At 44.5% G+C, this 14,000-nt stretch carries 12 protein-coding genes; 3 read left to right on the top strand and 9 right to left on the bottom strand.

Translation table 11 applies throughout. The annotated features are described in order from the left end of the window. Window positions 1–16: 16 nt before the first annotated feature. Window positions 17–625, top strand: a complete 609-nt coding sequence (gene yfbR / locus M1K58_RS16545) for a 5'-deoxynucleotidase (protein ID WP_256759960.1) — start codon at window positions 17–19, stop codon at window positions 623–625. Window positions 626–759: 134 nt separating this feature from the next. On the opposite strand, the gene M1K58_RS16540 is transcribed toward yfbR, so the two are convergent. The 7 genes from M1K58_RS16540 to citZ form a co-directional block, all read right to left on the bottom strand. Continuing rightward, window positions 760–1,533: a hypothetical protein gene (locus tag M1K58_RS16540; protein ID WP_256759959.1), complete on the bottom strand. Its 774-nt coding sequence runs from the start codon at window positions 1,531–1,533 to the stop codon at window positions 760–762. Between the two features lie 158 nt (window positions 1,534–1,691). Then, window positions 1,692–2,330, bottom strand: a complete 639-nt coding sequence (locus M1K58_RS16535; protein WP_256759958.1) for a hypothetical protein — start codon at window positions 2,328–2,330, stop codon at window positions 1,692–1,694. A 71-nt stretch (window positions 2,331–2,401) separates the two neighbouring features. Then, window positions 2,402–3,619, bottom strand: coding sequence for an MDR family MFS transporter (locus tag M1K58_RS16530; RefSeq protein WP_256759957.1), 1,218 nt, complete (start codon window positions 3,617–3,619; stop codon window positions 2,402–2,404). A 135-nt stretch (window positions 3,620–3,754) separates the two neighbouring features. Then, window positions 3,755–4,183 (bottom strand): hypothetical protein, encoded by a 429-nt coding sequence (locus tag M1K58_RS16525; protein WP_256759956.1) that lies wholly within the window; start codon window positions 4,181–4,183, stop codon window positions 3,755–3,757. Window positions 4,184–4,371: 188 nt separating this feature from the next. Next, window positions 4,372–5,316 (bottom strand): malate dehydrogenase, encoded by a 945-nt coding sequence (gene mdh, locus M1K58_RS16520; protein ID WP_256759955.1) that lies wholly within the window; start codon window positions 5,314–5,316, stop codon window positions 4,372–4,374. 492 nt (window positions 5,317–5,808) lie between these two features. Continuing rightward, window positions 5,809–7,101, bottom strand: coding sequence for an NADP-dependent isocitrate dehydrogenase (gene icd, locus M1K58_RS16515; protein ID WP_256759954.1), 1,293 nt, complete (start codon window positions 7,099–7,101; stop codon window positions 5,809–5,811). A gap of 106 nt (window positions 7,102–7,207) precedes the next feature. Next, window positions 7,208–8,323 (bottom strand): citrate synthase, encoded by a 1,116-nt coding sequence (gene citZ / locus M1K58_RS16510; RefSeq protein WP_256759953.1) that lies wholly within the window; start codon window positions 8,321–8,323, stop codon window positions 7,208–7,210. Window positions 8,324–8,662: 339 nt separating this feature from the next. Here citZ and M1K58_RS16505 point away from each other — a divergent pair, with 339 nt between their 5' ends. Further along, window positions 8,663–10,204 (top strand): Ppx/GppA phosphatase family protein, encoded by a 1,542-nt coding sequence (locus M1K58_RS16505; RefSeq protein WP_256759952.1) that lies wholly within the window; start codon window positions 8,663–8,665, stop codon window positions 10,202–10,204. A 19-nt stretch (window positions 10,205–10,223) separates the two neighbouring features. On the opposite strand, the gene ppk1 is transcribed toward M1K58_RS16505, so the two are convergent. After that, a complete protein-coding gene (gene ppk1 / locus M1K58_RS16500) occupies window positions 10,224–12,308 on the bottom strand; it encodes a polyphosphate kinase 1 (RefSeq protein WP_256759951.1) in 2,085 nt (694 codons plus the stop codon). 157 nt (window positions 12,309–12,465) lie between these two features. On the opposite strand from ppk1, the gene ytvI reads away from it, so the two are divergent. Then, on the top strand, window positions 12,466–13,581 hold the full coding sequence (ytvI, locus tag M1K58_RS16495) for a sporulation integral membrane protein YtvI (protein WP_256759950.1): 1,116 nt from the start codon (window positions 12,466–12,468) through the stop codon (window positions 13,579–13,581). Between the two features lie 7 nt (window positions 13,582–13,588). Here the strand turns inward: ytvI and M1K58_RS16490 are convergent, their stop codons facing one another. Beyond that, a complete protein-coding gene (locus M1K58_RS16490; protein ID WP_256759949.1) occupies window positions 13,589–13,993 on the bottom strand; it encodes an FxsA family protein in 405 nt (134 codons plus the stop codon). Window positions 13,994–14,000: the final 7 nt, after the last annotated feature.

The raw sequence follows: 14,000 nt of genomic DNA, 5'->3' as shown, positions 1-14,000 counted from the left end.
AAAAGGAGTCCTATTCATGGCAAATCATTATTTAGCATACTTGTATCGGTTACAATATATCGAACGATGGAGTCTTATGCGGAGCACCACTCCGGAAAATGTTGCAGAGCACTCGTATCATGTCGCACTCATCGCCCATGCTCTAGGTAGTATTGCACGGGAAATATTCAAGCGCGATATCAATCCGGATGAAGTAGTTACCTATGCTTTATTCCATGATGCCACAGAAGTGTTTACGGGAGATATTCCGACACCCGTCAAACATCATAATCCACATATTTTAGCTAATTTCCGCGAAATTGAGGCTCTTGCTGCCGAACGACTACTGGCGACCGTACCTTTAGAGCTTAGAGAAAGCTATCGCCCATTACTGAATCGCAAACCTGTAAATCCTGAGTTGGATAAAATATTGAAAGCTGCCGATCTACTCGATGCTTATTTGAAATGCATAAGTGAAATGTCAGCAGGAAATCGTGAATTCGCAACCGCACGTCGCCAAAGCGAAGAAAAGCTAAGAAAGCTGGACATGCCTGAGGTCGAATGGTTCCTCACTCATCTGGCTCCTGGTTTCGAGAGAACGATTGACGAGCTAGCCGAAATCGAGCAAGAAGACTTGCCACTTTGAAGCTGTAAGCAAAATAAAGCTAAGGGAATTGAAACATACAAATACTCTGTCCATCGCATGTAGTTGTGTTAAGGAAATGTGGCCTTATTAGTCAGTCCGAACAAGGCCACATTTCCGGGGAAATCAAATTTCGACTACTGGAATTGATTAACCAAGGTCCGTATCTCGTCACTTAGTCTTTTATTTACAGGATAAACGTCTTCCAAGTAGTTCAAAATACAAAGCGCAGATTCGGGAACATGATCGTATCCCTGAAGCATATCTCCAATTCTCTCTGCAAACTGTGGATGCCTCTTCTCTAATCGCCTCTCATTCCCGAATTGATCTGGAAAGTATTCCACCTCTTGCTCCAGAAGGTGGAGCACAGATAGGATACTGTCCACTGCATACCCTTGCACAAAACGCATCCCAGATAACTTTTCTCCCCTAGCATAACGACCAAGTCCCACATATAGATTTGTTAAAGCTTCATTCAGAGGATGTTCCAAGGAAGCCTTTCTTAAGCTAGGTTCCTGTTTCGATGATTTCGAAATACCCACATTCGTGTATGAGGGTTCCTTCCATACGATTCTACCTTCTGAATACGAGCTACTCGCCATCTCACTTTCCTCGAATATCGCATATTCCCCGTAAATGCCATCCTCGAATAAAATTTTATAACCTACACTCGCATTTCTAAAAGAATAAGCTAAAGGATGCACCTCCTCAAGCCAATCCAACTGATCCAAATATCGTGATTTCTGACCCGGCATCACAATGACATAGAAATCCAAATCTGAGTACTCATCAATCCTATCCATCTCTACGCCAACAGAACCTAGCCCTAACAATAAATGAGCTCCACCATTTCGTTCGAGCGACAAGCCAATTTCATCGAGCCTCTGAAGCAACAAATCTTTCCTCGACATAAGAATCCTCCTCTGATTTTAGGAAATGCAAAAAAGGGCCCAACCTCACTTCTCAGCGAGGTTGAACCCGAAGGTTACATTGCCTTTATGTTCTTACCACGAGATTATCAGGATTTACATTTACTGTCAATGTAAAAACATAACCTTTTCGAGAATTGTTATGACTTCCTTCTTCTGAAGGTAAATAACATGAACACAAAAGCTATAATAATAACAAGGCCCACTAGCGGAATGATGTATGAACTTTCAGAACTCACGATTGAATTGCTGTTATCCCCAGCGACTGGAGTGCCGCTTGAACCGTCTGTTTCACTTGGTTCCGAGCTTCCTTGACTCCCTGTCGTCTTGTTAGGTGCATATCCTTTACCGAGTGCTGTTAGATCTTCACTAGCATCGTCTAATAGCTTTGTTCTTTCACACATACCCGTTTCTAGCTTATCTGGCTCCCCATAAGCATACACAATGTATTCCGAGCTCTCAGCAAATCCATCATAACCACAACTTGCTGAGCTTTCAGCCGTTTGCACGATTGTGTTCTCCTCTAATTGACCCTTCCACACGGTATCCACTTCAAATGTGATCGTAACGGGATCTGCGCTAGACATAATTTCCTTTTGTTCAGGATTAACCACACTCAAGACTTTCCCAGAAAATATTGCCGTTTTCCGGTCCATCTCGTCACTCACAGAAGCAGGCATCGCACAAGAACAGGCATAAGCTTTCTCAGGTTTTACAATCATCCACGTACCCAAAATAAACATACAGCTCATAAGAATCATCGTAAAACGTTTTAACACAAAAATCCCCCCCACCTTGAAACGTACTCCAGTCCTAAAATGTTCCACTTCTTATCTTTCTGTTTTTCATTTTAATCAATTAATGCCTTAGCTGAATAACTCCTTACGACACGATACTGGGCAAACCCAGCAATAGCCATTAACACCGCTAAAACCGTAAACAATACTTCCCCATTACTCCAATTGAGCAGCAATCCTCCTAAGATAGGACCAAGACCGCGAGATAGTAACTGGCTAGTCCCATACACAGAAAAATAAAAACCCCGTTGCTCCTTTGGTGCCATGACGGAAACGGCCTTCTGCATATGTGGACCAAAGATCATCTCTCCGATCGTAAAAATAAATTCAGCAACAAACAGCCACAAAATAATACTCGAATAACCATAGCCCATGGAAACGATAGCAAACAATATATACGAACCACCTATGATCCTATACGACGGCATCATTTCCGTACGCTTGGCGATCCAGATTTGCAAAGCGATCACCATGATTCCATTAAAGGTAAGAAGCGCAGCAAGTACCGTGCGATACTGTTCAAAATTCGTTTGGAGATGCAGCGGAAAGGTTGATTCCACTTGTGCGTATAACAGCCCCACTGGCAGGCTTAATAGAGTCATTAATACTAGCGTTTTATGCTTTGCCCACGAAAACTTAGGTTTTGGATGAGCTGAAGATAATGCGGATTGCTTATCCCCCTTAATCAACGGTGCGGTTTCTGGAAGTTTAAACCAGACTAGTAGACCATAGAGTATAAAGGATATAGCGGAAATAAGAAATACAGCGGACGGATTCCAGCTAAACATAAGTAAGCCAAGAACGGGTCCCACAGCAGCCCCGACATTAAACGCTGTATGCATCAATGCAAACACTTCAGCTCGTTTCTCTTCGGTTACCATATCCGTAATTTGGGCATTGGCTGCCGGCATATACAATGCAAATCCAATTCCGTTAATAATCGAGATCAAGGCATACTGCCACACCTGATCGGCGAAAATATAACCAACCATACACAACATTTGGAGAAATAACGCGATTAAAATTAACGGTTTCCTTCCATAGCGATCACTCCAGCCCCCACCGAACCAGCTTACGAACAAGCCACAAAGGGGCTGCAAACCTACGATAATCATCGGCAGGATAATTGACCCTTCCAGTTGATCGTAAAGATAAAGTACAAGAAAAGGACGGATCATGAAGCTGGTAATGGTCGTTAGTGCTGAACCGAGTACACGAATCCAAATTCCACTATCATATCGGTTTAGTAAATCTAGAGCTTTATTTTTCATATTATTCCTCTAAGCGCACAATTTGAAATGTAATTTATGAATTATAGCACATGTCTGTCGTAAAATATTAAGCAAAAGCCCTTGCCACATTATTGTGGGCAAGGGCTTTTGCTTAATATTTTTCAATGAATCGAATTATTTATACCAAGGTGCTGCCATTAACCAGATGATGACAAGAAACAAGATGAAGATGATCGCGCTCATCGTCTGTACCTTGGAAATCGAAGCGCTAGCGTTCTCTCCCTTAGCAGATGCAGCAGCAATCCGTTTAAGCGGAGCTTGAATGATTCCTGACAAAGCTCCAAGAGCCAAGAAAATAATAATAATTGTTATCATCCAAGCAACCGAATAGTCTCCCATATTGGAAATCAAATATCCACCAGAAAGAAGCTGTAGAACTAAAGCATATTGACCAATTCTTCCTCCTGCAATGAGACCACTTGCCAATCCTTCTTGCGCACTACCTGATAATTGTTTGAATTTACCGACAACAAACGGCAAGATCGCATATATCCCCATGCCAACCGCACCGACTATGTGCAAAAACAACATCACTTTTAACATTTAACGTTCCCTCCAATAATATTCGAACTATGACAACCCTCATCAGTATACACAAAATAAGGGACGAACAAAACATTAAAGAACCAATTAACACCGATCCTTCATGATTTTGCTGTGTGAAATGTCACATTTCAGCTAGCGCAAAAAAAAGAGAGCCCTCAGGCTCTCCTGTAAGTTGAAAACTAAAACTATGCGTTCTCAACGATTTGAATCACATTGCGTACGGATTGAGCAGATTTCTCAAGTGCAGCTTTCTCATCGGCCGTCAGGTCGATTTCGAGAACCTTCTCAATTCCATCGCCACCCAATACAGCAAGAACGCCCATAAACAAGTTGTTATAGCCATATTCGCCTTCAAGAAGCGCAATAACAGGAAGAATACGTTTCTTATCTTTAAGAATCGCTTCTGTCATTTGAACGAGGGATGCAGCAGGTGCATAGTAAGCACTACCGTTTCCTAGCAAGTTAACGATCTCGCCACCACCAACACGTGCGCGTTGTACGATTGCATCGATACGCTCTTTAGGAAGAAGCTTCTCAACGGGAATACCCCCGATCGAAGTGTAACGAACTAGTGGAACCATATCGTCACCATGACCACCCATAACAACACCTCGTACATCTTCAACAGATACGTTAAGCTCTTGCGCGAGGAACGTATTGTAACGAGCAGTATCTAGAACCCCAGATTGACCGATGACACGGTTTTTCGGGAATCCAAGTACTTTATTCGCTACATAAGTCATCGCATCAACTGGATTGGAGAGGATGATAACATAGCAATTCGGGCTAGTTGCCTTGATGTTCTCACATACGGATTTTACAATTCCAGCATTCGTGTTCACAAGATCATCACGGCTCATACCAGGCTTACGCGCGATACCTGCAGTAATGATAACAACATCCGAATGAGCAGAATCCGCATAATCAGAAGTGCCTACAATGTTAGAATCAATTCCTTGTACAGGCGTAGATTCCATCATATCAAGCGCTTTACCCTTAGTAGGGTTCTCCAATTGAGGAATGTCCAGTAGAACGACATCTCCCAATTCCTTCTGAGCTAACATCAGCGCTGTAGTCGCACCAGTAAATCCTGCACCGACAACCGTAATTTTCGCACGTTTAATCGCCATTATATACATCCTCCTTGTACTAAACCCAGCGCTATTCGCCGCTGGGTTTAACATCAATTATGACCTATTCAAGCGTTCCAGCTTTCAAACAGAGCGCGAAGCAGCTCGGCCCTCGACCTTAGAGCGCGGAGCAGCTCGGCCCTTGACCTTAAAGAGCGCGGAGCAGCTCGGCTCTTGATCTTCCTCACTATCGCCTAAGAGCGCGGAGCAAGCTCGCCAGCCAAACCCTCGCAGCAAGCAGTCGAATTTCCGGGGATGGAATCGCCTAACGAAGTGGCGGCTCCATCAATCGGAAATTCGTGCGCCCACCACGCACAAGCCCCTCTCCTACCGCTCGTCGGCCCCTCCCTCCACGAAGGCGGGTGTCCAGAGGGCAGCAGGCCCTTGGGATCCCCCTTTAGCAAAGGGGGACTTAGGGGGATTGAGCCCTCCCCGCGACGGGGACAAAGAGGTTAAATATTAAGCCTCCCCGGCGAGGGGAAGTAAGAATTTCTAGAAGTTCTTAATGAGTTCGTCAGCAAACGCAGAACACTTAACTTCAGTAGCGCCTTCCATCAAACGAGCAAAGTCGTAAGTTACAACTTTTTTGTTGATGGATTTTTCCAAACCGCTGTAGATAAGATTTGCAGCTTCCAACCAGCCAAGGTGCTCAAGCATCATAACACCAGACAAGATTACGGAACCTGGGTTTACAACGTCTTTGTCAGCGTATTTAGGAGCAGTACCATGAGTAGCTTCGAAGATAGCATGTCCAGTCAAGTAGTTGATGTTAGCGCCTGGAGCGATACCGATACCACCAACTTGTGCAGCTAGTGCATCAGACAGGTAGTCACCGTTCAGGTTCAATGTTGCGATTACATCGAAGTCAGTTGGGCGAGTAAGAACTTGTTGCAATGCGATATCAGCGATAGCGTCTTTAACAAGGATTTTACCGGAATCAAGAGCTGCTTTTTGAGCTGCATTAGCTGCTTCTTCGCCTTTTTCTGCTTTAATGATGTCGTATTCGGACCATGTGAATACTTTATCTCCGAATTCTTGTTCAGCCACTTCATAACCCCAGTTTTTGAACGCGCCTTCTGTATATTTCATGATGTTACCTTTATGAACGAGTGTAACGGACTTACGGCCGTGTTTGATTGCATATTCGATAGCCGCGCGAACGAGACGTTTGGAACCCTCTTCGGAAACGGGTTTAATACCGATACCAGAAGTTTCAGGGAAACGGATTTTGTTAACGCCCATTTCCTTCTGAAGGAACTCAAGTACTTTTTTAACTTCAGCTGAACCGGATTGATACTCGATACCTGCATAGATATCTTCTGTATTTTCACGGAAAATAACCATATCTACAAGCTCAGGGCGTTTAACCGGGGATGGCACGCCATCGAAGTAACGTACAGGACGCAAGCAAACATATAGATCAAGCTCTTGACGAAGCGCTACATTCAATGAACGGATACCGCCGCCGATAGGCGTTGTCAAAGGTCCTTTAATTGCAATAATCATTTCACGGATAGCAGTCAAAGTATCAGCAGGCAACCACTCGCCGTATTCGTTGAATGCTTTTTCGCCAGCAAATACTTCGTACCATTCGATTTTCTTTTCGCCTTTATAAGCTTTCTCAACAGCTGCGTCAAGAACGCGCTTGGAAGCTTTCCAGATATCACGGCCAGTACCGTCACCTTCGATAAAAGGGATGATCGGGTTGTTAGGAACGTTAAGAATACCGTTTTCTACTGTAATTTTTTCACCGGAAGTAGGTGCTGCGAATTTTTCGAGTTTCATTTTTGTTGACTCCTTTAGATTTATATTTGTTTTTTTCTCGCAAAGAACCGGCGAATCGCCCCTGCAACATGGCAATGGAGTCAATCCGCCGGCAACAACTTTTCATTTAGCCGCGCTTGCCGATTGGTACGTAATGCTGGTCTAATGGTCCAACGTACTCAGCACGTGGACGGATTAAACGATTATCTTGATATTGCTCCAATATATGTGCAGTCCAGCCGGATACGCGGCTAATCGCGAAGATTGGCGTGAACAGATCGCGCGGAATTCCGAGCATGGTATAGCAAGAAGCAGAGTAGAAATCTACGTTCGGCTTCAAACCCTTTTGACTAGTAATGAGATCGTCGATCTTGATGGACATCTCATACAATGTCATGTCACCCTTCAACTCACCAAGCTGACGGGACATTTGCATCAAATGCTTCGCACGAGGATCACCATTTTTATATACGCGGTGACCAAAGCCCATTACTTTTTCTTTATTGTTTAGCTTGTTTTGAATGTACGGCTCTACATTTGCTAACGAACCGATTTCATCAAGCATAACCATTACCGCTTCATTTGCACCACCGTGCAATGGGCCTTTCAAAGCACCGATCGCCGATGTTACACCGGAATAAATATCAGAAAGAGTTGCAATCGTTACACGAGCCGCGAACGTTGAAGCGTTAAGCTCATGGTCAGCATGTAGTACGAGTGCCTTGTCCATCGCTTCGATAGCGACTTGTGCTGGCTCTTCACCAGTTAACATGTATAGGAAGTTTTGAGCGATGCCTACACCCTTTTTCGGTGCAATCGGCTCTTTACCTTCACGAATACGTGCAAAAGCAGCGACTACTGTTGGCAATTGTGCCTGCAGTCGAACGGCTTTACGGTAATTCGCTTCGTTGCTCATATCATTAGCTTCACTATCATACAACGCAAGACTGGATACTGCTGTACGCAGCGCAGCCATTGAATTGCTTCCTTTCGGATATAAACGCAAGCCTGCGATAACTTCCTCAGGTATAGAAGCATATTGTCCAAATTCAGCAATAAGCCCGTCCAACTCCGCCTGAGTAGGAAGCTTACCATGCCATAGTAAGTATGCGACTTCTTCGAATGATGCTTGCTCCGCTAGCTCATCGATGTTGATGCCTTGGTATGTCAAGATTCCGTCAATAATGGAGCTAATCGACGATTTCGCCGCTACGATACCTTCAAGACCTTTAGTTGCTGTCATATTTTCTCTCTCCTTTGTCCGAAAAATTCAGATCAATCGGCTTGTCTGACGAGCTACCGAATGATGTCAAGATAAGTCTGCGCAAGAGCATTAAGCTCTCTCGGCTCAGAAATGATCGCAAACCACGAATAACTTAACTATTTTTGACCTTTTCTAATGATAATCGATTTTTAAGGGGAATGGAACCGATTGGGGTATTAAATTGTTTTATCGACACCATAACATTTCGTTCTTGATAACTTTGGTAACATTATACATTTGCTTGAACGTCTTAATTATTCGAAGAAGTATTTTGTGATACAATGATACGAAACGTTCGCACTGCTGGAGGTTAACTTCATGCCCACAAGATTAAATCAAATGACAGGAATTATCGATATTGGATCCAACACCGTGAGACTTTCTGTGTACCAGATGTCGGATAACGGAGCTTATCGTGTTGTCGATCAAGGTCGCTGGCCGGCTCGACTAAGTCAACGAATGAATGCAGAAGGTGCATTGCCGGCAGAAGCCGTCGATGAGCTCGTTGAAGTGCTTAATCACTTTAAGCACATCTGCCAAAAGCATGGAGCTGGGAGCATTCGCGCAGTTGCAACTGCAGCGATTCGGCAAGCTATAAACCGAGACAGCATTATTGATCGACTATTTACCTCTACCGGAATAACTGTAGAAATATTGTCTGGCGAAGATGAGGCTCGCATTGGCAGTTTAGCCATGCTCAATAGCCTTACTCTTGCGGACTGTTATATCGTCGATATCGGTGGAGGAAGCACTGAAATCACCTTAATCCAAAATAGGAAGATCGTATCCGCCGTCTCCTTCCCTATCGGTTGCGTCAATATTTCCACGAAATATGCGCTCGGTGATGGACCTGTATTACCGTCTGTTCAATTGGATATTCAATCAGAGGTTTGCCGTCTACTAAGTAAAGAAAAGTGGATTTCCGATTTTCCAGGATTGCCTCTGATTGGCTTAGGCGGTACGGTTCGCGCATTAGCCAAGCTGCGGCAACGTGAATCGAATTACCCCTTCCCTCATCTGCACGGATATGAGCTAGAAATTCCTGAGCTCTCTTCAACGCTCAGTAGCTTGGCTGACATTCCCGTTGACCAAAGACGAAAGCTCCCTGGGTTATCTAAAGACCGTGGTGACGTTATCGTCCCAGGACTAGCCGTACTCCTCGGAGTGATGCAACAAAGTCAGACCTCCAGGTTAGTTGTATGTGGTACAGGCTTACGTGACGGACTGTTCTACGAAACCTGTCTTCCTAATCTCCAATCGAGCTCTGAAGATGGAGTACTGGAAGAAAGCATACGCAATCTAACCGCTTTATATCCAGTTGCGCCTGATGAGCACCTTCTGCAAGTACGCCGATTAGCCTTAACCTTATACGACCAGCTTTCTTCCAACACCAAGATGGTAGGGAATTCTCGCCGCTTATTGGAAGCTGCTGCACGATTGTTTAGAATTGGGTCTGTCATAGACTTCAATGACAGCGCAGATCACACCTTTTACATGCTGTTACATACGAATTGGAACGGATTATCCCACCGAGATATGGTTTTGACCGCAGCTATTGCCTCCTATCGTGGAGTGAATCCTTTAAGACGAAAAATTGCTCCTTATCGGTCCATGCTCCTTGAAGGCGACTTCGAGATTATTACCAAGCTCGGCTCTTTATTACAGCTTGCAGCCGCATTGGATAGAAGTGAATCCCAAGCGATAACCTCACTAGAGCTATCCATGATCGGGAATAAGCTACAATTGATTGCTGACGTCGGACATCCGCTTCCCGTTGAGCAGATGGAAGTAGAGAATATAGCCAAAGAAATCAAAAAGAATTGGGGCGTTACCCCCGAACTTTCTGTCCGAATAAGATAAGTCCCAATTCTTTTTCACCTTACTTTATCGCTGTTGCAATCGATTTCCAGAGCGGAATATCCGCTGCTTCAAATTGACTGCGCAGCGGAAGGTTCTGGTTTGTGACCCGCTGATAGGTGCCGGTCGATTGCAGCTCATGCGCTTTAACATTATCTTGTAAGTTCATGTGCAGCACATTCATTAGCATGAGGCGAAGTCCCTGATCATACACGGGACACATTAATTCTACACGCCGACTTAAATTACGTGTCATCCAATCTGCGCTTGAAAGATAAACCTCAGCCTCTCCACCTCCAGCTACAGAAAGTATTCTCGCATGCTCAAGATAACGGTCCACGATACTAATGACCCTAATATTATCACTCAATCCTGGCACTCCTGGCCGTAAGCAGCATACTCCTCGTACGATCAGCTCGATCGTTACTCCCGCTTGTGAAGCTTCGTAAAGCTTATCGATCATCGATTGATTCGATAGCGAATTCATCTTCGCTACTATTCTAGCCTGACGTCCTGCTAATGCATGCCCAATTTCTCTATCTATCAACTCGAATAGCTTCGGCTTTAAGCCAATGGGTGCAACAGCAAACGAGGACCATTGATGGGGAGTCGAATAACCTGTCATCTCATTGAATAAAGCGGTAGCGTCCGCTCCAATATCCGGATGGCTAGTAAACAACCCTACATCCGTATATAAGCGAGCTGTATTTTCATTATAATTCCCCGTTCCAACATGAACGTACCTTCGTAATGTGTCTGCTTCTCTGCGCACGACTAATGTGATCTTAGCATGCGTCTTTAGGCCAACTAAGCCGTATACGACGTGACAGCCCGCTTTCTCAAGCTGACGTGCCCACGCAATGTTACGAGCTTCATCGAACCGAGCCTTGATCTCTACAACTACGGTAACTTGCTTACCCGACTCAGCGGCACTCGCCAACGCTTGAATGAGCACCGAGTTAACGCTCACTCGATATAACGTCATTTTGATTGCCATGACGTTCGGATCCGCCGCAGCCTCCAAGATAAAATCATTAACGACCTCGAATGATTCATAAGGATGATAGACTAGAACATCCTTCTCTCGAAGAACAGATAGCATATCCTCCGCTTCGTCGAATTCAGCAGGATAGACAGGCTCGTACTTAGCGTATCTGAGATGATCATAATTCGGCAGCATTCCCACGAATTTCGAAAGAAACCCAAGATCCAAGGGTCCATCAATTTCATCGAACATATCATCCTCAAGCTCCAGCTCTTCACTCAAGAGCTCTAACGCGTCCGGATGGATCCCTTTCTCCACTTCAAGTCTGACTGGCAGACCACGCCGACGTCGGCGCAGCTCCTTCTCAATTTCCTGAAGTAAATCCTCCACGCCTTCTTCGTTTAATGCCAAATCTGAATTACGTGTAACACGGAAAGCATGAACGGCCTCATTCCGATATCCGCTAAACAACAGGCCAATGTGCTCCTTAATTAGGTCTTCCAACAGTAAGTAAGACAGCTTTCTGCTGTTTCTGCGTCCTGGAACAACAACTGTACGGGCAAGAATGGAGGGCACTTGAACAATGGCGCAGAAGGTTTTCTTCTCATCCTCTTCCAAGCTCATCTCCTCTTGCTTCAGTATTACAGCTAAATAAAGCTCTTTACTATGCAATAAAGGAAAAGGACGGCTCTGATCAACCGCCATCGGAGTAAGTACAGGATATATAATTCGCTTAAAATAATCCGTCATCGACGCTTGCTGCTCCTCGTTTAAATCACGAAAGGTCGTAAGTGTAACACCTTCCTTCGTAAGTAAACGCAAGAGCTCACGGTACGTCCGATACTGATCCCGAACCATTCGTGTTGTCCGTTTCATCAGACGTTTAATTAAGCCTTGAGGGGTATAGCCCGTAAAATCTGTTTTTAAATAACCAGTTTTACTCTGAGCTTGTAATCCTGCGACCCTAACGCTCATAAACTCATCTAGGTTGCTTTGCACAATGGACAGAAACTGGAATCGCTCTAGCAGAGGTGTTCCCGCATCCTCGGCTTCCTCAAGCACACGTCTATTGAACTCTAACCAACTTAAATCCCGATTAATGTACTTTTTGGCGCTAGACACTTTGCTTCCCCCTATTCCTCATGCAAGCGACTGGAACTTACAATAATCGACTTGTAGAACTTGTCTCTTCCATTATGTTGGTCAATTGTAAACTAGACGTTAACGAAACGTTAAATTGATGTTAAATGAAAGCCGCACTGAAAAGAGGTTGATTGTTGTGGATCGGAAAATCGGCGGTCAAATCATGCGTCTTCTTCTCATCTCAGCATTTTTATTCGGTGTCGTTATATTGTTGTGGTTATCTTTCCCACTTATTTATCCATTCCTACTAGGTTGGCTGCTTGCTTATGCCCTAAATCCACTTGTGAACTTGTTACACCGTCGTGCGCGCTTTCCACGATGGCTAGCGGTCAGCTTTACCCTATTGCTGTTCACTTCCATCATGATCACAATCCTATCGGCACTGGTGATGCGATTAGTTGAAGAAATAATGAATCTTTCTGGCTCGTTGCAGAACATAGTGATATGGGTGGAACAGTCATTTAACAATCTATTGTCCAGACCGGATATTCAAAATTTGATTGATCGGATCAATGAATTCTATATCCAAAATCCCAACTATAAAGAGACCATTAACAACAGCCTCTCAGACACAGCGCAAGCGATTACGCATGCAGGTACCGGTCTAATTAGTCTCTTCTTTAACGGAATCGTGAGCATTCTCTATTCATTGCCCTTCGTCGCTACGATTACAATCGTTGTTTTACTTGCATCCTTCTTCATTAGCAAGGATTGGAACCGCTATATGCTCCGTTTGCAGGCATGGTTTCCAAACACGATGGTACGAAGAGCAGGGTCGGTGTGGAAAGGTTTGCAATACGCCCTATTTGGTTACTTGAGGGCACAATTCATCATGATCTCTATTACGACAGTTGTAGTCATCCTTGGATTATTAATACTCCGAGTGGAAAATGCCTTATCGATCGGTCTTTTCATAGGCTTCATAGACTTATTACCTTACTTAGGTGTAGGTGCGGCCATGGTCCCTTGGATCGCATATACCTTTCTTAGCGGGGATTGGCAGCTTGGGACCGGACTTGCGATCTTATACGGGATCATATTGATTGCTAGGCAATTCATCGAGCCTAAGGTGCTTGCCTCGAGTGTAGGATTGGATCCGCTGCCTACCCTAATTGCGATGTTCGTTGGGCTTAAACTATTCGGAATTTTTGGTCTTATCCTTGGCCCCATTACTCTTGTCGTTATTACCGCCTGCCAGCGTGCTAATGTATTTCGCGATATTGGAAAATACATTAAATACGGCAGGCGATAACTTCGTCCTAATGTCCGTTTGGTCCTCGGCGAATCGTGAATTTGCCACTGCGAACTTTACGTTCGAGCCAACGATACATATAAATGCGATATAAGGGTCGAGTGATGGGGAGAAGCAACGTGATTCCTAAGATATCCGAAATAAATCCCGGTACAATAAGCAATATCCCACCGATGAGTACGCATAAGCCCTCCAGCAAGGTGTGCCCTGGGACTTGTCCAGCTTGCATCTGCTGTTGTGCTTGCTGCCATACTCTTCGGCCTTCCGTCTTAATAAACCAAGTACCCAGCACGCCTGTTGCGATCAGTATGCCGAATGTTAATAAGCCACCAATCCACTTCCCCACCATATAGATGCCCCATATCTCGATAAGCATCACAATGATCAGCATAGGAAACAACTTTCTTTGCATAGTTATC

The organism is Cohnella sp. WQ 127256, assembly GCF_024519285.1.
Classification (GTDB): Bacteria; Bacillota; Bacilli; order Paenibacillales; family Paenibacillaceae; genus Cohnella.
Note: the sequence above shows the minus strand (reverse complement) of the source record. Positions and strands in the feature narration are given on the sequence as shown.